The 23,284-nt window shown below is 40.4% G+C and carries 8 protein-coding genes; 6 read left to right on the top strand and 2 right to left on the bottom strand.

Translation table 11 applies throughout. The annotated features are described in order from the left end of the window. Positions 1-72: 72 nt before the first annotated feature. Entirely contained in the window at positions 73-1,272 is a 1,200-nt protein-coding gene (locus tag R2Q77_RS07685; protein WP_316803135.1) for an acetate kinase, read from the bottom strand. A gap of 4 nt (positions 1,273-1,276) precedes the next feature. Further along, on the bottom strand, positions 1,277-3,364 hold the full coding sequence (gene pta / locus R2Q77_RS07690) for a phosphate acetyltransferase (protein ID WP_316803136.1): 2,088 nt from the start codon (positions 3,362-3,364) through the stop codon (positions 1,277-1,279). Between the two features lie 193 nt (positions 3,365-3,557). Here pta and R2Q77_RS07695 point away from each other — a divergent pair, with 193 nt between their 5' ends. From R2Q77_RS07695 to R2Q77_RS07720, 6 genes are all read left to right on the top strand, one after another. Continuing rightward, a complete protein-coding gene (locus R2Q77_RS07695) occupies positions 3,558-4,010 on the top strand; it encodes a PA2169 family four-helix-bundle protein (protein WP_316803137.1) in 453 nt (150 codons plus the stop codon). Between the two features lie 68 nt (positions 4,011-4,078). Beyond that, the gene (locus R2Q77_RS07700; RefSeq protein WP_316803138.1) at positions 4,079-4,840 is read left to right on the top strand and encodes a DUF72 domain-containing protein; all 762 of its coding nucleotides are present in this window, start codon (positions 4,079-4,081) and stop codon (positions 4,838-4,840) included. Positions 4,841-4,948: 108 nt separating this feature from the next. Then, positions 4,949-6,151, top strand: coding sequence for a DUF2252 family protein (locus R2Q77_RS07705; protein WP_316803139.1), 1,203 nt, complete (start codon positions 4,949-4,951; stop codon positions 6,149-6,151). Between the two features lie 151 nt (positions 6,152-6,302). Further along, positions 6,303-6,746, top strand: a complete 444-nt coding sequence (locus R2Q77_RS07710; protein WP_316803140.1) for a hypothetical protein — start codon at positions 6,303-6,305, stop codon at positions 6,744-6,746. Positions 6,747-7,234: 488 nt separating this feature from the next. Next, on the top strand, positions 7,235-8,326 hold the full coding sequence (locus tag R2Q77_RS07715) for a helix-turn-helix transcriptional regulator (protein WP_316803141.1): 1,092 nt from the start codon (positions 7,235-7,237) through the stop codon (positions 8,324-8,326). 234 nt (positions 8,327-8,560) lie between these two features. Next, positions 8,561-23,245: a gliding motility-associated C-terminal domain-containing protein gene (locus R2Q77_RS07720; RefSeq protein WP_316803142.1), complete on the top strand. Its 14,685-nt coding sequence runs from the start codon at positions 8,561-8,563 to the stop codon at positions 23,243-23,245. Positions 23,246-23,284 lie beyond the last annotated feature (39 nt).

Here is a 23,284-nt window from a genome sequence, read left to right on the forward strand (position 1 = left end):
GATGCCAAATGAAAAGGGCTGGAGAAGAACCAAATTGCTTGTCCTGGAACCAACCCTTTTGATTTAATAAGGTTACTTTTGTAAAAGTGTAAAACACTGATTTGCAATTTCGTACTCTTCGTTTGTTGGGATAACAAGTATTTTAACCACTGATGAATCTGTACTTATATCAGTTAATTCTCCTTGATATTCATTGTTTTTATTGGTATTTAACTCAATACCCAGATAATTTAAGTCTTCACAAACGGCTTTACGCATTTCTGAATCGTTTTCTCCAACTCCGGCAGTAAATACAATTGCATCAACACCGTTTAAAACGGCAACATAAGCACCAATAAATTTCTTAATACGATAGGCGTAGAGTTTTAAAGCCAGATGGGCAGCTTCAACATTTTCTGCAGCTAATTTTCTAATGTCGCGCATATCACTCGAACCTCCAACACCAAGCAAACCCGATTGTTTATTTAATAAATTACTAAGCTGATCCAGCGTATAACCAGAATGCTCCATTAACTGGAAGATAACCGAAGGGTCAATATCACCTGAACGTGTGCCCATCATTAAACCACTTAACGGGCCAAAGCCCATACTGGTTTCAACCGATTTCCCGTTTCTAATTGCCGTAATGCTGCAACCGTTACCAAGGTGAATACTGATTATTTTTGAATTTTCTTTACCTAAATAGCCAATTGCCTGCTCACTTACATATTTATGACTGGTGCCATGAAAGCCGTATGCACGAATGCCATGCTCTTTGTAATACCATTCAGGAATGGCATAACGATAAGCTTTTTCAGGAATGCTTTGGTGAAAAGCGGTATCAAAAACAGCAACCTGTTTAGCATTTGGGAAGGTTTCCTCGGCAACCTCAATACACTTATAATTAACCGGATTATGAAGTGGAGCTAAAGAAAAAAGCTTTTTAATTAACTGTTTAACTTCGCTGGTAACCAATGCCGGGCCAGCAAAGTTTTCTCCACCATGTACCACCCGATGCCCTACAGCATGGATATCATCAGGGCTAACCATTACAGCATCTTCTCCTTCGCTTAATAAGGTCAGTATTTGTTTTAATGCTTCGCCATGATTAGAAATGAAGCCTGCTTTTTCTACGGTATACTTTTGATTTTGTTTAAAAAAAGTATGTTTTATAAAAGAACCCTCAATTCCAATACGCTCGGCCATACCATAACAAACCGGAGTTTTTTCGGGCATTTTAAACAATTGGTACTTAAGGGAACTGCTTCCGGAGTTTATTACTAAAATGTTCATAAATCTATTTTTCCTGGCTTTGGATAGCCGTAATTACTACTGTATTAAAAATATCATCAACCGTGCAGCCGCGGCTTAAATCGTTTATTGGTTTATTAAGCCCCTGTAACATTGGTCCAATGGCTAATGCCCCGGTTTCTCTTTGTACTGCTTTATAGGTATTGTTGCCTGTATTTAAATCCGGGAAAATAAGCACACTCGCCCGTCCGGCCACAGTAGAATCGGGAAGTTTTTGCTTGCCTACTAATGGATCTACGGCAGCATCGTACTGGATGGGGCCTTCGATTTTTAACTCCGGATGCCTTGCTCTAACAATTGCAGTGGCTTCGCGTACACGTTCTACATCTGCTCCTTCACCCGATGTTCCGGATGAATAAGAAAGCATGGCCACCCTGGGCTCAATACCAAACTTTGCGCTGCTTTCTGCTGATGATATGGCAATTTCGGCCAGTTGCTCGGCGGTAGGATTGGGGTTTACTGCGCAATCGCCAAATATGGCAACACGCTCAGGCAAACACATAAAGAATATGGAGGAAACAACAGAAACACCAGGTTTGGTTTTTACAAACTGAAGCGCCGGTCTTATCGTATGCTGGGTAGTGTGTACCGCACCCGAAACCATTCCATCGGCATCACCCTTATATACCATCATGGTTCCAAAATAAGATACATCCGTCATCATATCTTTAGCCATCTCATGATTTACATTTTTTGCTTTACGAAGCTCGTGCAGGGTTTCTACATAATTATCATAATGATCTGAATGTGCAGGATTATGAATGTGAATAGCCGCCGGATCCAGGTTTAACCCCAATCGTTTAATGTTTCCGGTAATTTCTGCAGGATCGCCCAGTAAAGTAATTTCCACAATATCCTGTGCAACCAGCTTTTCTACGGCCTTTAAAATCCTATCATCGTTTCCTTCGGGCAATACAATATGTTTTTTCTGGCTTTTTGCCCACTTTACCAACTGATATTGAAACATATGTGGTGTAATTCCTTCATAATTAAAGGTTACTATTTTAGTATCAAGGGCATTAAGATCTACATACTTTTCAAAAAGATCAATCGCCAGCATAATCTTTTTTTTGTTATCAATCGTAATTTTAGAGTGGATGGATCCAATGGCTGTTGTGGTTTCGAAGGTACCCCGCTGTACAGAAATTATAGGAATAATGGTTTGTAATCCTTCAATCAATTTAATCATCGGTTCGTCTGGCAAACTGCCGGCAGTTAAAACAATACCTGCAATTTTTGGATAGTTAGCCGATAGATTTGCCTGTAAAGAGCCTATAATGATATCGCCTCTATCTCCAGGCGTTACAATAAGTAAATTATCCTTAATGTGCCTTAAAAAATTAGGCAACATCATAGCCCCTGTTACAAAATTGTCGACCTGGTTATCCAGCAAATCGCCGCCAAAAAGAACTTCGGCACCCAGTGCATCGGTAATTTCTTTCATGGTTGGACTTTGCAGTCCGCTTTCAATTGGAATTACTGCAATTAGTAATTCTGCGGGTAGCTGGTTGGTTAGGGCCTGTTTAATTCTTTCAGCTTCATCAGGGTTAACCATATTAGCCACAACACCCAATACCTGTACATCACGAAGTAAAAAATTACGGTAAATGTTAATGGCTGTTTTAAAAAGCTGACTTGCAGTTTTGTTTTTTCCTGATACCACGATTAAGACGGGTGCCCCCAGGTTTCTGGCCATTAAAGCATTGGATTCAAACTCAAAAGCCATGCCTTCGCCTTGAAAATCACTGCCCTCAATAACTGTAAAATCGTAATTATCCTCTAATTTTTTATACTTGCTGATGATCGTGTTAATGATGTCGCCACTATTTTCAGCTTCTTGCAACATATCCTGCCTGGTGTAGGCAAAGGCATCTTCATATTGCATGGGCAATGAAAAATAATCCAGCATGGCCTGTACGTGTTCATCCTTTCGGTTCGGATCATCCTGCGCAATTATGGGTTTAAAATAACCAACTTTCTGGGTTTTGGTCAGGAGTGCATTTATTAATCCAAATGCGATTACCGATTTTCCGGCATGGGGTTCAGCTGATGCAATAAAGATGTTTTTCGTCATAAAAAGGCAACTATTATAAGATAATCGAATTGCACCGAATATAGTCGGAAAAATTTAATTTAAAGATTTAAACAATTTCAAAAAGCCATTTTAAATTAAAAAGAAAGAAATAAAATCCATTGGATGCAATTAAAATAATTTTATCCAAACTTTTATACAATTAAATGGGTTAACTCTTAAACTTATGAATACCATGGAAAATAACAATGAAATTATTTCAGATCTTAAAGGTTTGATATCCATCATAAACGATGGTAAGGAAGGTTACCAGTCTGCAAGTGAAGCAACAGATAACCTGGAACTAAAAGCAATTTTTTTAAAATATGCTGCAGAGCGTAAAGCTTATGAACTCGAGCTAAAAGCACACCTGAAAAGTCATGGTGCCGAATCTGAAAATGAAGATGGCGGGCTATTAGGTGTTTTACACAGAACATGGATAGATATAAAAGAAGCATTAAGCAGCAAAGAAAATGCGGCTATTCTTGGTGCCATTGAAATAGGTGAAACAGCGGCAGTAGAAAAATATGATGCCGTATTAAAAGATCCAAAAACACATGCAGATCATCTTGATTTATTGAACAAACAACGCGATGGAATACAGAATGCGTTAACTGAAATTAAATCTTTAATACAAAGTTATAAATAATGAAATGCCCCCGGTTTAGGGGGCATTTATTTTACGTACCCATATCTATTTGGGTCTATTATAATTAAATGGATATTCAACTCAATCATTATTATTCAGGTACCAGCGGTTTATTGCTGCCTGTTCCAAATAAGCAGTTTTATCCGGAAGAATTTAAGGAAAAATCCAGGCTTTGTTACTATGCTTCTTTAATGAATTCGATTGAGATTAATAGTTCTTTTTATAAAATTCCCCAAGCCCAAACCATTAAAAAATGGGCAGCAGATGTACCCGAAAAATTCTGCTTTACTTTTAAATTATTCAAAGGCATAACGCATAACCGCGATTTGGCATTTAATTCACACGATGTTGCCCATTTTATGCAAGCAATATCGCAGGCAGGGAATAAAAAAGGATGTTTGTTGGTTCAGTTTCCACCAGGGGTAAGGATTGGTCAGATTAACCAGTTAAAAAGGCTTATGGAAGTATTACGCGCCAATGATCCTGATCTGGAATGGAAGATTGCCCTGGAATTCCGACATCCATCATTGTATACTGAACCTATATATGAATTATTGGAAAACTTTAAATTTGGTATGGTTTTTCATGATAAAGGCATAGCAAGCAGTCCTATTCAGGAAAGTCAGGCAAATTTTGTTTACCTGAGGTTTCATGGTCCAGACGGTAATTACAAAGGCAGTTATACGGATGATATTCTCTACGAATATGCGACCTATATTGCTGGCTGGTTAGTAGAACGAAAGCAGGTATTTGCTTATTTCAATAACACAATGGGCAACGCTTATGGCAACCTCAAAACCCTGCTTCAGATGGTTGAAAATGGGGTTTGAAAGGCTTCTGCTAAAGATTGAAAGTCGTTTCTAATTATTTCTATCCTCCGCTTTAACTATTTTAAAACTTTAGTGTATTTATACCTGTTGTTGTGAAAAACTCCCGCTATGTCTAAATTTTCTGATGCAATAAAATCCTTTAATGTTACGCGTTTAAAAGAAATATTACCACTCAAATATGAAGCGATGAGCGAAAATTCATTTCGTTTTTATCGCGGAACTTGTCACTTATTCTATCAACGGCTCTCCACGCTCAAAAACTTCCCAAAATCACCTATTGGTTGGATCTCCGGAGATCTTCATCTCGAAAATTTTGGTAGTTACAAAGGAAATAACAAACTGGTTTACTTTGATTTAAACGATTTTGATGAGGCGGTGAAGGCGCCGGTACTTTGGGAGGTAATCAGGCTTTTAACAAGTATTTTTATTGCCTTTCAAACCCTTGAAATCGATTTTGAACAAGCCATGAACATGGCACTGCTTTTTGTGAGAAATTATTCTTCCACACTTCAAATAGGTAAAGAAGTAGACTTTGACCCCCGAACCTCGAAGGGGATTGTGTGCGATTTTTTAAACAGTGCCGAAAAAAGTACTTATACGGATCTTTTAAAGAAAAGAACCTACAAAAAGGGACATAAACTTGTTCTGGATATTAAAGATGAGCGACATTTTAAACTGAAAAAAAAGAAACGTGAAGAACTTAAAAATATGATGACCGACTGGCTTGCAGTGAATAATGACAGCCCCTACAATTATAAGGTGAAGGATGTAGTATACCGGCTTGCCGGAACCGGTAGTATTGGACAAAAGCGCTATCTTTTTTTACTGGAGAGTACCCGTGTAAAAGAAGATTATTTACTTGTTGATATGAAACAGGCTTTTCCATCATCTTTAATTCCCTTTGTTAAGGTAAAACAGCCACTCTGGGAAAATGAAGCCAGCCGGATTATTACGGTACAGAAACGGATGCAGCATGTTTCGTCGTCCTTGTTAAGTACGGCAACATTCCGTGGGGAGGATTACGTTATTCAAGAATTACAGCCGGTTAAAGATACCATCAGGTTTAAGTTAATTAGAGAGGATTACCGCAATATTTACCAGGTAATAGGGGATATGGCTGTGTTAACAGCATCTTCTCAATTGCGCAGTGCCGGCATAGACAGATCAGCAACAAAGGATGCATTGATGAAATTTGCATCAGATGATTACTGGCAACAGCATGTTGTAGATATTGCTGCAGAGCAGGCAGCTTTGGTGTTTACAGATTATGCCGTTTTTTTGAAGGAATATAAAGAAGGCGTTTACTGTTAATCTTTTCTTGATAGAAATATTTTTTTTTGAAACCAGGCGCAGCATAATGCCATAAATAGTTTGTTGGAAACGGCAAAACAAGTATGTTTATATACAGATAAATTTATTACCGGAAATTCCAAATAACGAAACACGTAATTAGCATAGCATAATGCAAAACCGACCTACCAATAAACTATTGTTTGCAGGCATTGTTATAGCCAGTATTGTTGTGTTTACCCTTTTGCAAGGTTATTGGGCATTGTGGGATTACCACGACGGGCTGTCGTCAAGCTGCATAGAATGTAGTTTTTTTGGCGATTTATTTTGCGCTTCGTTACTGCCTCTTTCAGTTATAGGGATTTTACAGTTGATTTATTACCGGCTGAAACCCAGGCTTATTTACCAAACGGTTTTTTGCATGCTTGCGCTGATGTTTTGCTGGTACATCATTGATACCATAATTTTCGATGAAAGAGAAGCGTCCTGGAGTACTTACAGCAACATTTGGAGCATTGGAATTATAATATGCTGGCTACAAGTTGCTGTTTTTGGACTGGTTTTCGGGCTAATTTATTATATTTTCCATCCTCAAATACAGCATAAAGCAAGGTAGAATATAGATTTTTTTTAAAAAAATATATGCCCTAATGAGTATGTTGCTGGTCGCCGATCTTCTTGCTTATTACTTTTTTAAAACAAGCCTGAGAGAATCTGTTTCTTATGTAATTGATTTTAACGGTTTCATTTGTCAGCTGAACTGATATACCTTAACTGCAAAATTCTCGGTTCCTTAAGGTTTTTCACGTCATTTGGAGGAATAAATTAATGACGGCTTTTTAAGATAAGAGGTGAGCATTTATAATTCAACTAAAAGATAGACTTGATGATAGGTATTGAATTTATTTGTTGATCATTGTCAAAAAACAAAATTAAATTCTGCATAAAATATTTTTTATCTGTAGTTTTGAATCAAATATCCCAATACGCCCTATTATTTTGCATCCTATATTTATCACCGTTATCGGCGCAATTTTCATGTTGTGCATGGTTGTTGTTAAGCTATTTTTTTACGGCCGCAAAAAACCTTATCTAAGCATTTTAATGTCTATTTCAGTAACGGGCATTATCTGGTACGCACTCATTTATATGTTAACCAATTCTGGATATATTAAAGATTATCCTGGCCTGTATAACAAAGGGCTTCCCTTATATTACCTTATAGCCCCCTGTTTTTACCTTTACATCAGAGGGTCATTAACCCCGGCTTATGCCGTTTTCAGAAAAATTGATTTGCTTCATTTCCTAATCGCAATTCCAGGTGTTATCTCTATAATTCCTTACACTTTTTTAAGTGCAGTAGAGCAACAAATAATTGTAAATCAAGTGGTTGCTGATGTTGGTTTTGCTTTTGGCGACAGTAAATATATAGTTGGCCCCTGGCATTGGTTTGCTTTTCCAATAAGTGCATGTATTTATACATTTGTACAGTTTTTAATCACATTTAAGCAGCGTAAGCAACATCAGGATACACAAACCATAAAATGGATTTATCTGTTTACAGCCATTTGCGGCCTCCTTTTTATAGGGATGTTGATTGTAAATTTTACGATTTTAAATAATTTGGGTAAAACCTGGACTATTCTACATTCCAGTAAAATTGTTTTTGCAATCTGTTTTTGTTTGTTAATACTGAGTGCTTTGTTCTTTTTAAATCCCGAATTTCTTTATGGTTTTGTTCCGCAGGAAAAAGTAGCAGGTTTAAGTAGGGCAATGCCAGAAAGCAAGGCCTCATTAGAAACGAAAGATAAACCATCCTTTGATGAAATTAAGATCAAATTAGTAGATATTAGCTTAGTAGAACAGTTTGAAAATTTTATAAAGAACAGCCAGATTTTTAAAAAAACGGGCTTAACATTAAGCGAGTTGGCTTCGGTTATTGAGGTTCCAAATCATAAACTTTCTGATCTTTTTAACAACCATTACAATCTTAATTTTAACACCTACATTAATAACCTGCGCATTAATTATGTTAAAAACAGGTTGGATACGGGAGACTGGAAACAATTTACTTTAGAAGCAATTGCTAATGATGCCGGCTTCTCTTCGCGCAATACTTTTTTTGTGGCCTTTAAAAAAGTGATGGATGTCACGCCATCAGCATACCTGTCTACACTAAAAGATAAGGCCGCTTAATTTTAATGTACTGATTTACGAAATCGATACATCATAAGCCCTTGTAAAGGCCATAAATGCAGAATAATTGGTGAATTTTTGCGCCCCGGATAACGGAGAATTACCTCCTTTGGACATTGAAAAAGCGGTATGAAATGTAGGATTTCAGAACAGAATCCAGTTTCAGTACGGCTTAAATGCCTGAGACAGATTTTTCCCGGAATCTGAGGAAAGCTTAAATCTTCTCAATTGTTTATGACTAAACGTTTACTTCTATTTTTTGTTGTCCTGTTATTTGGATTTTCAAAAACTTTCGCTCAATTTACCTTATCAGAAAATTTTAAAGGAAGCACCGCCCCAAGTATTAAACTTGGTAATGATGCCGGTCTTACTTCTGGCGGGGCAGATCCCGTTAATCAAGGTTGGCTCAGGTTAACTACTGATGCTGGCGACCAACGTGGCTATGCATTTATCGATAAATCGTTTCCATCTACCCTTGGGGTACTGGTAGATTTTGAGTACAAAACCTATCATAACGCAAGTGAGGGCGCTGATGGAATTGTTGTGTTTCTTTTTGATGGGAGTCTTTCGCAAAGCGATTTTCAATTGGGCGGAACCGGCGCCGGACTTGGTTATGCCCCTCGTGGCAATCAAGGCTTAGCAGGGCTAAAAGCAGGCTATTTAGGTATCGGGCTTGATGAATTTGGGAATTTTTCTTCAAATTTTGCCGGAGGTGATTATACGGAAAATACGCCCAGCACAGGACTTACTTTGGGGCGATATCCAAACAGTATTACGCTTCGCGGACGAGAATCTGACAAGTACAGGTTATTGGCTAAGAAAACCCTGCCAATAGAAGATAATAATACCGTTCAATATACCATTGGAGGTACCACTACACGGCCAGGTGATGGTCTTTTTTACCGTAGGGTACAAATTGAGGTTAAACCTAATGCCAGCGGGCGTTATGATATTGTTGTAAGATGGGCAACAACGCCTGGTGGTGCCTTTACCCAGTTATTTACTTATTCACTGGTGGATCAGGGCGGTGTTAGTTACGCGCCACCCGCTACGCTTAAGCTTGGTTTTACATCGGCAACAGGTGGATCGTACAATAAACATGAGGTTAGAAATGTAACCGTAACTACTCCAGGTAACCTTAGGGTAAGTAAGCGTGCGGATAAAGATTTTTTAAGAACAGTTACTACCGCTAATGCGAACAAAGTAACTTACACCATCGATGTGGTTAACGATACTCAGGAGGCTGTAAATAATGTTCAGTTTAAGGATATTTTAACTGATGGCGCCGGAAATTTGTTAAGCAATTCGGCTTTTACCATCAGCAGTATAAGTTTCGCAGGTTTCAAAACCGGAACAAGTATTCCGCTTCCAACTACGAATCAAATTACAGGATCGTTAAATATGGCCCCAAACTCTACCGGAACAGTAACCGTAGTTGGAACCATTAATTCAATTCCTGCCGGAAATACCCTAACCAATACCGTAAATGTTACACCGACTGATATTACAGATGTGGATATTGATAACAATACCGCTGTGGTAAACACACCTGTGCTTGCCGAAAATGTTGATATTACCGTTCAGAAAACCGTATCTAATCCTTGTCTTTCTACCAGTGGAAATGTTTTTACGGCAATTGTATCCAATGTTGGTACTTTGCCAACTACGGCGGCTGGCAACAAAATTGTGCTCACCAAAACCTATCCAACAAGTTATACTTTTACACCCGGTTTAAATGATGGATGGACAAGAAGTGCCCGAACAACCAGCGGAAGTAATTATGTTTATACCTACACCTATACCGGAGTATTAAACTCTGGTTCCAGTACGCCTCCAATTGTATATACCATAGCTGCACCAGCTGGCGCCAGTACTTATGTAGATGATATTCAGGTGAAATATGTAAACTCTTCGGATGTAAATATCGAAGTGCCGGCCAACCTGAATAACAATAGTGCTGCCAATACCATTGCAACAGTTTCGGGTAAACCAACTGTATCGGCAACGCCGGTTACCTATTGTTTAGGATCGGCTGCAACAGCACTTTCTGCAACGGCCACTAATGGCAATACTTTATTGTGGTATCGTACCAAAGGTGGGGTTTCTTCGGTAAATGCACCTATACCAACAACTACCACAGCCGGGAATACAAGTTTTTATGTTACCCAAACCAATGGGAATTGCGAGAGTGATTATGCTGAAATCGTTGTTACCGTACAGGCAGCTGTTGTTGCGGGTAATATTGCTACCAATCAAACCATTTGTAATGGCTCATCCTCGGCTGCATTAACTTCTACCACTTCAGGCAGTGGAGGAACAACGGGTGCCACAACATCTTACAGATGGGAAAAATCTACAGATGGTGGCACAACATGGTCGGCCATTTCTGGTGCTATAGCTACTACCTATGCGCCAGGTGCACTTACTGCCACTACCCAATTTAGAAGGGTTTACATTTCTACATTAAACGGGGTAGCTTGCGAAGCGGCTACACCAGCGGTTACAATTACCGTTCAAAATGTGCCAACGCCAGGAACAATTGGTGCTGACCAAACCATTTGTACAGGTACTTTGCCGGCAGCTTTTAATTCTGTTACCAACGGAAATGGAACAGGTTCAGGAACAATTGCATACAAGTGGGAGAGTTCTGTAAACGGTAGCACCTGGACAGCAATTAACGGTGCCGTAACGGCAAGTTATGTGCCTAGCGTAGCCTTAACAAGTACTACGCAGTACAGACGATATACCATTTCTACTTTAAATACAATTCCTTGTACTTCAGTAGCCTCAAATATCGTTACCGTAACGGTTAACCAAAATCCAACCGTTGCAAATGCAGGTGCAGATATTTTGCAATACAATTCAGGAATTTTTACCCTTCAGGGCAATGCTCCTGCAGTTGGTACCGGAACTTGGTCGATAGTAAGCGGAACAGCAACTATAACCAATCCATTAAACAGGAATACTACGGTTACGATTGCTGAAAATACAACGGCTACCTTAAGGTGGACCGTTAGTAATGGCCCTTGTGCAGCATCAGCTGATGATGTGAAAATTACTTATACCAAACAGGCTAACCTGCAACTTAGCAAAACTGTTGATAAAACATCACCAATAGTAGGCGATCAGGTAAGCTTTACACTTACAGTTAAAAATAACGGACCAAGTGATGCCAGTGGCGTTAAGGTTATTGATGCTTTAAAAGCAGGATATAATTTTGTGAGCAGTTCATCTGCCAGCTACAGTGCTTTAACTGGCGAATGGTTAATTGGAACGCTTGCCAATGGTGCAACGCAAACCCTTACCATTATTGCAAGCGTTAATGCAAATGCGCTTGCTACAGATTACGTTAACTATGCCTCGGTTACCGGAACAGAAACAGACCCGGATTTAACGAATAATACAGCTGGTTTAAGTACCATAACACCGGTACCATCAGCTGATATAGAAGTAAATAAAACGGCTTTGCCTAAGCCCGCAGTTGCTGGGCAGGCCCTTACTTATACCATTACTTTAAAAAATAATGGTCCGAGTACATTAAAAACAACAGATGCATTTACGGTTACAGAAAATCTTCCTGCAGGATATACGGCCAATAGCTTTACTGCTTCATCCGGAACATTTAACAGCACCAGCGGAAACTGGAATGGACTAAGTTTAGCAACTGGCCAGCAGGCTACCTTAACCATTGCAGGTACAGTGGCTTCATCTGCCAGCGGAACATTAAGTAATACGGTTTCGGTTGCAGTTCCATCAACCATTTCAGATCCCAATTTAAGCAATAACAGTAAAACTGATAATACAACAATTAACCGGGTGGTGGATTTAGGCATCACTAAAACTTCCAGTCCAAAACCTGTTATTGCAGGAAATAATTTAATTTATACCATTACCCTAAGCAATAATGGACCATCTGCTTTAGTAACGAGTGATGTTGTAAAAATCAATGAAAGCTTCCCAGCCGGGTATACAGCTTCAACTTTTACACCATCAACCGGAGTTTATAATAAAATTAACGGCAACTGGACGGGGTTAACCCTTGCGCAGGGGCAAACCGCTACACTGGTTATTACAGGAATAGTGGCTCCAAATGCAACAGGTACTTTAAGCAACACCGTAAGCGTAATTGCGCCAACGGGTACTACAGATAACAATACGAATAACAATACAGCTACCGAAACCACAGCGGTTAACCGCCAGATTGATTTTGAAATTGCAAAAACAGCTTCGCCAAAACCTGCCGTAGCTGGAGAAACTCTAACGTATACCATTACAGTAACCAATAAAGGCATCAGCGCAATGAATGCTGCCGATGTATTAACGGTTACTGATCCTTTACCAGCTGGTTTTACAGCATCTGCTTATAACGTATCTTCAGGTACCTATGATGCGGCTACCGGAAATTGGAATGGTTTAAAATTAGCCAATACCGAAAGTGCGACCTTAACCATTACAGGTAAAGTAGCTTCAGGTGCAAATGGTATTTTAGTAAATAAGGCAACTTTAATTGTACCTGCGGGAATAACTGATCCAACGGTTACAAATAATGAAGCCACAGATAATACCACAATTGTTGCGAAACCAGTTTTGGCAATAACCAAATCAGGTGCTTCTGGATTAACGGCTGGTTCTATTGTAAATTATACCCTTAAAATTGTAAATACAGGAAGCAGTGATGCTGTAAATGCAGCCATTAATGATGCCGTACCAGCGGGTATTGAAAATGTAAGCTGGATTGCAACCGGAATTGGAACCGCAACAGTTACTTCAGGAGCTACAGGCACTGGAAATGCAGTTGCTTTAAAAGCAAACCTTCCGGCAGGAAATGCTGCCAATTTTATTAATGTAAGCATAAGCGGAACCCTAAATCCGGCAGCTACGGGCAGTGTAAACAATACCGCTTTAGTTGTTCCGGCAGAGCCACAAGGTTCAGGAAGTAACTCATCCGTTAATTCTAATGTAACCAGTTCATCAGGAATTGTAATTTCTAAAGAAGGTGCTTCATCTGCTGCGGCGGGTGATGCAGTTACCTACAGAATAGAAGTTGGCAATAACGGACCAAGTAACGCAACGGCTGTTCAAATTGCAGATGCGGTACCCACAGATTTAACTAATGTAAGCTGGACTACCCAAATACAAGGCGGCGCTACAATAACAAGTGGTGCAACTGGGAGTGGTAATGCCATTAACCTCATTGCAAATGTTCCGGCAGGTGCACAACATAAAATAATTTTAAATGTATCGGGCACAATAAAACCAGATTTTGTTGGTACATTAACCAATACAGCCGTTGCTACACCACAAGAAACGGGCAGTACACCTGTTAGTGCGCAAGCGGTAACCAATATAAACAGTAAACCAGTATTTACCATTACGAAAACTGGTCCGGCCAATGTAACGGCGGGTAACAGTATTGCCTATACTGTTACGGTAAGAAATACAGGGCCATCAAATAGTATCAATACCATCATTACGGATAATATTCCGTCGGGTATTACCAATGTTAGCTGGACGAGTACTGTAACCGACGGCATAGCAAATATTACTGCCGGTGCAAGCGGAACAGGGAATGCGTTAAGCTTAACTGGTAATTTTAAAGCAAACAGTACTGTTCAGATTAATGTAACAGGAAAAGTAAATTCGGGTGTACTGGCTAATATCATAAACACTGCAACAGTAACCCCTTCAGAGGCTGGAGTTACTCCGGTTAATTCTAATGAAGTAAGTACTTCTGTAATTACTAAGTCAGGTTTAACCATTGCTAAAAATGGTCCCTCTTCAGTGGTTTCTGGAACCAACATTACTTATACCATTGAAGTAGGAAATACCGGTCCAAGTGACGCATTAAGTGCCAGCATTGCCGATTTAATCCCTGCAGAGGTTTTAAACCCAACATGGACAACAGCAACGCAAGGTTCAGCTTCAGTAATCAGCGGTGGTTCTGGTAGTGGCAACACACTGCAAACGGTTGTAAATGTTCCGGCAGGCGCAAGCAATAAAGTTGTTATCACTATTATTGGCAAAGCAAGCGCAGCTTACAACGGCAGTATTACTAATACAGCAAATGTAACTGCAACAGAATTAAACAGCGCTTCTCCACAATCAGCTGTAACCACGGCAATCAACAGAATTCCTTCAGTATCAATCACTAAGAACGCACCTTCATCGGTTATTTCGGGTGCAAACATTACGTATAGCGTTGAAGTGTTGAATACAAGTACGGCTGATGCACAAAACCTGGAAATCAAAGACCTGGTTTCGCCCAATATAAGTGCAGTAACCTGGACAGCTACACCATCAGGATTAGCAACTGTAAACGGAACAGCTTTAGGAACTGGAAATGATGTAACTTTTACCGGAAATATTCCGGCAGGAGCAGCAAATAAAATAGTGCTGATCATTACCGGTAAAGTAAGTGCAGCATATAACGGAGTGCTGAATAATACAGCATCTGCTATACCTTCTGAAACCGGAACAGTTCCAAAAACATCATCTGTGAGTACTGATGTGCAGAAAATACCGGTTTTAGCAATTGAGAAAACGGGGCCTGCAACTATTAGTGCCGGACAAAACATCAGTTATACTTTAAAAATTAAAAATACCGCAACTGCAAATGCCGATTTGGCTACCATTACAGATAATGTACCTGCTAACGTTCAAAATGTAAGCTGGTTGGCTACAACAAGCGGAACAGCTACTGTGGATGGAACTGCAAGCGGAACAGGAAATGTAATTAGCCTTGTTGGCAACTTACCAGCTGGTACAGGAAATGAAATTACGGTAACCATTAATGGTACGGTAAATCCATCTGCCAATGCCAGTTTGATTAACACCGCAACGGTAACACCATCTGAAACAGGAACTGTTGCCAAAACATCAAATACCATAACAACGCAGGTAAATAAAATACCTTCGGTGAGTTTAATAAAAACGGGTCCGGCTACAGCTAATGCAGGAGAAACGGTTACCTACATTATTGATGCTGTAAATGCAGGTCCATCTAATGCGGATAACATTGCCCTAACAGATTTGGTTCCGGCAATTTTAACCAATGTTTCGTGGACGGCAACGGGTATGGGTACATCAACAGTTGCTGCAGCTTCTGGGCTTGGAAATGTAAACCTAAACGGTAACCTTAAAGTGGGTAATGCCAATAAAATTCAGATTACAGTTAAGGGAACCATTACTGCATCACAATCAAATACAACCATTACCAATACAGCAACAGCAACACCAGTGGAAACCGGAGTTGTAGTGAATTCGAATCCGGTGAGTACAGTCATTTCGAATAAGAGTAATATTTCAATCGTAAAATCTGCTCCCGTATCTTTAAATGCAGGAGAAACTGTAAACTATACTTTACTCGTTAAAAATACAGGACCAAGTAATGCAGTAAATGCAAATATTACTGATGCAATTCCGGCAGATGTTCAAAATGTAAGCTGGACGGCAGTTGCCGGTGGCGCTGCCGGTGTAACCTTTGGTGCAACGGGAACAGGAAATGCTGTAAGTGTAAAAGGCAATCTCCCGGTGGGCGATGCCAATACCATTCTTGTACAAATTACCGGAAAACTAAATCCGGCATTTACAGGAAATTCGTTAACCAATACAGCCACGGTTATCCCGGCAGAAAATGGTAACCCAACGGTAAATTCTAATACAACAACCACACCCGTAAGTAAACAAGCTGATTTAAGGATTTCGAAAACGGGTCCGTCCAATCTGTTTGCAGGTGAGCAGGCAACTTATACCATTACGGTCGAAAATCAAGGCCCCGGTGATGTAACCGGTGCAGTAATCAGCGATCAGCTTCCTGCGGCAATTATTAATGCCAGCTGGACGGTTACAACGACGGGTACAGCCACTACAAATCAGGCCAGCGGAACAGGAAGTGTAAACCTTATTGCGGCACTTAAAGCAGGCGGTACTGATAAAGTAATTGTAACACTTACTGGTACAGTAGATCCATCTTATACAAATACAACCTTAACCAATACGGCCACTGCTGTTCCACCAGCCGGCGTTACCGACCCAAGTCCAGCCAGCGCTGCTGTTGTAACCAATATTGCACGCAAGGCTAATGTAAGGATTGTTAAATCTGGCCCTGCAAATGCCAAAGCAGGGGAAGAAATTAATTATACTTTAAAAATTACCAACCAGGGGCCGAGTACCGCTATTGGTACCCGAATTATGGATAATTTACCAGCTGCGGTAAATGTTGGCTCAATTAGCTGGACAGCAACGGCCAATGCAGGATCGAGTGTTAGTCAGGCTGCCGGTACCGGAAACATAAACTTAACGGCTGATATTGCACCAACAACTGGTGTTATCGAAGTGAAAATTAAAGGTACGGTTAGTGCTTCGTTATTGGATGGGACTTCAATTTCAAATACAGCAACAGCAACGGTTGCTACCGGTATAAGCGATCCGGAGCTGGCAAACAATACTTCGTCTTTCATTACGATTGTAGATAACGATCCAAACTTTACTATTGCTAAATCCGGCCCTGCAAATGCAAATGTAGGTGACCAGATTACCTATACCATTTTAATTAAAAATACAGGTGCAGGCGATATTACAGATGCATTTATTGTAGATAATGTACCTGATGACGTTCAGGTGTTAAACTGGATTGCCGAAGTAAATGGGGTAGCTGTTATTAAATCTGGCTCTGCTTCATCCGGTACTTCCAACAGCATTTTAACGGTAGGAAATATTCCGGCCGGAAACAACAATATATTAATAACGGTAAACGGTATTATTAAGCAAACGGCCGGTTCTTCTTTTACAAACAAGGCCGAAGCAACCTCAGGGCAGGTTAAAGAAAGTTCTGTAACAACGAGTGTGAACCGCTCTACAGATATTGCTGTAATTAAAGCAGGGCCACAACGTATTTCGGCCGGCGAAAACATTACCTACACCGTAAATGTGTATAATAATGGCTCGGTTGATGTTGATGATATCGTAATTAACGACAATGTGAATGCATTGCTGACAAACGTAAGCTGGAGTGCCAAGGCAACAGGTACGGCAGCTGTTACCTCTACCGCAAATGGAATAGGTAATGTAGTGCAGTTAACGGGTAATATTGGTGGCGGGCAAGGTAATTTCATAACCCTGACCATAAACGGTAAATTACCTTCAAATGCCGCTTTAGGTATCTTAACAAATACTGCAACGGTTACCTTACCAGCAGCGATTTCAGATTATAATACCACAAATAATACTTCGTCAGTAAGTACAGATGTGGTTAGTACACCAACTTTGGTGGTACAAAAAACTGGTCAGGCTACGGCCAGTGCCGGTAATCAAATTACCTATAAAATTAAGGTAGACAATACCGGACCGAGTGATGCAAGTGCCGTAAATATTACTGATGTACTTCAGGCCGAACTTACAAATGTTCAATGGATTGCCACAAACAATGGTACTGCAGCTTCTGTAATAGGTACATCAAGCGGGGTGGGTAATGTTGCGTTAAATGCAAACATTCCGGTAGGAACTTCTATTATTGTAGATATAACCGGTACCATTAACCCTAATTTTGCAGGGACGATAAAAAATACCGCAAATGCGAAAATCGGCACAAGCCCGGTAGTATCTTCGACTGAAGTAACCACAACCGTAAGCAAATTAACCAACTTAACCATTGCAAAATCTGCACCAGCCACATTAAGTGCAGGACAGCCAATTGTATATGTTATAGAAGTGGGCAACAATGGTCCGAGTAATGCTGCTGCAGCGGTAATAACAGATAATATTCCGGCAAATATTCTTAATCCAGCGTGGGTTGCTACTGTTTCAGGTGGCGCACTGGTTACGGCCAACGGAACAGGTTCGGGAAATGCTTTGTCCCTAACAGGAAACATTCCGGCAGGTGGAAAAATCTATGTGACTATTAATGGTACTTTAGCTTCAAATGCCACCGGAACGGTTTCAAATACCGCAACGGTTACGCCGTCAGAGCCTGGAAATAATCCGGTAACCTCTAATCCGGCAGTAACAACCGTTAAACAGACGCCTAACTTATTGTTAACAAAATCTGCTCCGACGGTTTCTTTTGGTGGAAGCAGCATAACATATGCCCTTAAACTTAGCAATGCAGGCCCATCTGATGCCCTGGGAACTACTTTAACAGATGCTGTTCCGGGTAACGTTCAAAATGTAAGCTGGATAAGCACGGCTACCAACGGCGCAACCCTATTATCGGGCAATACCGGTTCGGGTAATAATGTTTCTTTAACTGCAAATATTCCTGCAAACGGAAATATTGATGTGGTGATTAGTGGAACCATTAATCCTTTATTTAAAAACACTTTGGTTAATACGGCTACGGCATCTCCGGCTGAGCCAGGGATCCAACCTACTCAAAGTACAGCTTCAACGGTTGTAACACCTTCTGTTGATTTGCTGATCTCAAAAAGCGGACCTGCCACTGTATTAGCTGGAACAACAATAAACTATCAGATAGTTGTTAAAAACAATGGACCAAGTACCGCCTTAAATTCGGTAATTGCAGATTTAGTTCCGGCTCAAATCAGCAATGTAGAATGGAAGGCAACAGCAGAAGGTAATGCTGCAATTTTATCAGCCTTGCAAGGTACAGGAAATGCCATCTCCTTAAATGCAGATTTACCGGCGGCTACGGCTGACCGTATTGTAATTGACATTAAAGGAATTGTTTCACCAGCCTTTAACGGAAATATTAGCAATGCTGCAAGTGTTACACCAGCCGAAACAGGTACTGCCATAGTTTCTACACCTGTTGTTACGGCAGTAAACAGACAGCCAATTATTAAAGTAACCAAAGGTGGACCTGCGGTACTTAGATCAGGCAATAAAATTAGTTACCTGATTAATGTGGTAAATGAAGGCACAGGTGATGCACTCAACCTTTCAGTAACTGATGCTGCACCGGTTGCATTGACCAATTTAACATGGACAATCCATAATACAGGAGCTGCAACAACTTCTGTAGCAAATGGAAGTGGCGATATTAATATAACAGCAAACCTTCCGGCAGGTACTGCAAACGGGATAAATATTTATGTAACTGGAGAAATTCCATCAACTTTTGACGGAACAATTTTAAATACGGTTAATGTACAGCCTGCTGAAACTGGTGCTTTAGCAGCAACTTCTTCGGTTTCAACTACGGTTTACCGTTCATCACTAACCCTGGTAAAAACAGCATTAAATGCCGTAACTAAAGCAGGGGATGTAATTAATTACGAATTAACGATACATAATACCGGAACCTCAGCTTTAACCAATGTGGTTATAGTGGATGAAGGTGCAGATGCAGGAAGTATTAATCCGGCAACTTTAACTACGCTTGCTGCCGGTGCTACCGTAAAAGTAACGGCTAAACATACCCTTAGCCAGGCCGATGTAGATAAAGGTAGTTTCAGCAATAGTGCTTCTGTAACTTCAAAAGCTCCTGATGCGTCAGAAGTAAGTGATATTTCGGGAATAACTGATGCTGATGATTTACCTACAGTAGTTCAAATTACACCGGTTCCAAAAGTAACTTTAGTTAAAACGGTTGTTGGTATCCTGCCAAATTTAGCCGGACAAATTTTAAACTATAACCTCACGGTTAAAAATACAGGTAACGTTACCCTTAATAATTTAGTGGTAACAGATGCCAATGCAATTGTTGCCGGAAGTCCGGTTAGCCAGTTGGCACCGGGCGCAAGTGTAGTCATTACTGCAAGTCATATATTGAGTCAATCTGATGTGGATGCAGGGACCTATTCAAATCGTGCAGAAGTTACCGCCAGTCCGGCAATTGGTACAAACATTTCAGATAAATCGGGTACGGATGAAACCAATGACGATCCAACAATAACGACTATTGTATCGAATGGTTCAATGGCTTTAACCAAAGTAGCCAACAATACAGGAAGTAAAGCCGGCGATGTGGTTAATTATACCATCGTAGTGAAAAACACTGGAAATGTAACGCTGGCAAATGTTGTGGTAAGTGATGCCGGTGCTGACACAGGATCAATCCTTCCGGCAAATGTGAGCAGTTTAGCCCCAAATGCATCTGCAACGGTTACGGCAAAACATACTTTAACCCAAGCCGAAATTGATAATGGAAGTTATAGCAACCAGGCGTCTGTTTCAGGTAATGATCCAAAAGGAACTCCGGTTTCTAATCCTAAATCGGATGATCCAAGCACGCCAGCGGTTGATGATGCCACCATAGTGACTATTATTCCAAATGCTTCAATGACTTTAACCAAAGTATCCAACAATACAGGAAGTAAAGCTGGCGATGTGGTTAATTATACCATCGTGGTGAAAAACACTGGAAATGTAACGCTTACAAATGTTGTGGTAAGTGATGCCGGTGCTGACGCAGGATCAATCCTTCCGGCAAATGTGAGCAGTTTAGCCCCAAATGCATCTGCAACGGTTACGGCAAAACATACTTTAACCCAAGCCGAAATTGATAACGGAAGTTACAGCAACCAGGCGTCTGTTTCAGGTAATGATCCAAAAGGAACTCCGGTTTCTAATCCTAAATCGGATGATCCAAGCACACCAGCGGTTGATGATGCCACCATAGTGACCATTATTCCAAATGCTTCAATGGCTTTAACCAAAGTAGCCAACAACACAGGAAGTAAAGCTGGCGATGTGGTTAATTATACCATCGTAGTGAAAAACACTGGAAATGTAACGCTGGCAAATGTTGTGGTAAGTGATGCCGGTGCTGATGCAGGATCAATCCTTCCGGCAAATGTGAGCAGTTTAGCCCCAAATGCAACTGCAACGGTTACGGCAAAACATACTTTAACCCAAGCCGAAATTGATAACGGAAGTTACAGCAACCAGGCATCTGTTTCGGGTAATGATCCAAAAGGAACTCCGGTTTCTAATCCTAAATCGGATGATCCAAGCACGCCAGCGGTTGATGATGCCACCATAGTGACCATTATTCCAAATGGTTCAATGGCTTTAACCAAAGTAGCCAACAACACAGGAAGTAAAGCCGGCGATGTGGTTAATTACACAATCGTGGTGAAAAACACTGGAAATGTAACACTTGCGAACGTTGTAATAAGTGATGCTGGTGCTGATGCAGGATCAATCCTTCCGGCAAATGTGAGCAGTTTAGCACCAAATGCATCTGCAACGGTTACGGCAAAACATACTTTAACCCAAGCCGAAATTGATAACGGAAGTTACAGCAACCAGGCATCTGTTTCGGGTAATGATCCAAAAGGAAATCCGGTTTCTAATCCTAAATCGGATGATCCAAGCACACCAGCGGTTGATGATGCCACCATAGTGACCATTATTCCAAATGCTTCAATGACTTTAACCAAAGTAGCCAACAATACAGGAAGTAAAGCTGGCGATGTGGTTAATTACACCATCGTAGTGAAAAACACTGGAAATGTAACGCTTACAAATGTTGTAGTAAGTGATGGCGGTGCTGATGCAGGATCAATCCTTCCGGCAAATGTGAGCAGTTTAGCCCCAAATGCAACTGCAACGGTTACGGCAAAACATACTTTAACCCAAGCCGAAATTGATAACGGAAGTTACAGCAACCAGGCATCTGTTTCAGGTAACGATCCAAAAGGAACTCCGGTTTCTAATCCTAAATCGGATGATCCAAGCACGCCAGCGGTTGATGATGCAACGGTTAGTACAATTATTTCTAATCCTGCAATTACAATGGTTAAAACAGGCGTGTTGAGTACAGATGGAAACAGCATTACTTACACCTTCACCATTAAAAATACAGGAAACGTTACGGTATCATCTATTACCATTACAGATGCGAAAATCGGTTTAACTAAAACATTATCTGCTCCCTTGGCACCAGGTACATCAACAGTAGAAACGACTGTTTATACCTTAACCCAGGCAGATAAAAATGCCGGAAGTGTAACCAACAGCGCAAAAGTTGTGGCCCAGGCTCCTAATAAACAATTGTTAAGTGATATTTCAGGAACTGCAGAAAATAACGACATACCAACTGTAACCATAGTTCCCGAAAAAGGTGCCATTTCATTGGTTAAAACAGCAAAATTCAGTGGTAACCAGGTTACTTATACATTCACCATTAAAAACACAGGCAATGTAACATTGGATGTTGTAGAATTGACAGATGCCAAATTGGGCGTTACGAATAAGGTGGTGGATATTCCGGGCGGATTAAATCCTGGTGCTACAGTAACTGTTACCGAAGTATATACTTTAACGCAGGCTGATAAAGATTTGGGCAGCGTGAGCAATACAGCAACTGTAAAAGCTAAAACACCTTCAGGTATTCAAGTTCAGGCCGTTTCCGGAACAGCCGAGGGAAACAGTACCCCAACAGTAATTTCTGTTCCTAAATCACCGGTAGCACATAATGATCAAGCCGAAACTAAAGCAAATGCACCGGTTATTATCAAAGTACTTGATAACGATGATCCGGGTAATTCTATTTTAGATAAACTGGCTATTGAAATTACGGTACAACCGAAACATGGAACGGTAAAAGTAAATGCTGATGGAACGATTACTTATACACCAAACCCGGGTTATACCGGAGATGATGTATTTAGCTACAGAGTTAAAGATGCGTATGGTTATTATACTAATGTAGCTTCTGCCACTATTCAGATTAATTTCTTTGACGTATTTGTACCAACACTTTTCACTCCGAACGGCGATGGTACCAACGATACATTCGAAATAAGAGGTTTAGATCAATATCAGGAAAATGTACTGACCATTGTAAACCGATTTGGAAATGAAGTATATCGTGCTAAAAACTACCAGAACAACTGGACAGGAGAAGGATTAAACGAAGGAACGTATTTCTATTTGTTAAAAGTGAAAAGAATTGGTAGTACCGACTTCGAAATTAAAAAAGGATATATAACACTGATCAGAACATTTAAAAAGTAAAATGATCCGGGCTGTTTTGCCTTAGCAAAACAGCCCATT

This window comes from Pedobacter nototheniae (genome assembly GCF_032678625.1).
GTDB lineage: Bacteria > Bacteroidota > Bacteroidia > Sphingobacteriales > Sphingobacteriaceae > Pedobacter > Pedobacter nototheniae_A.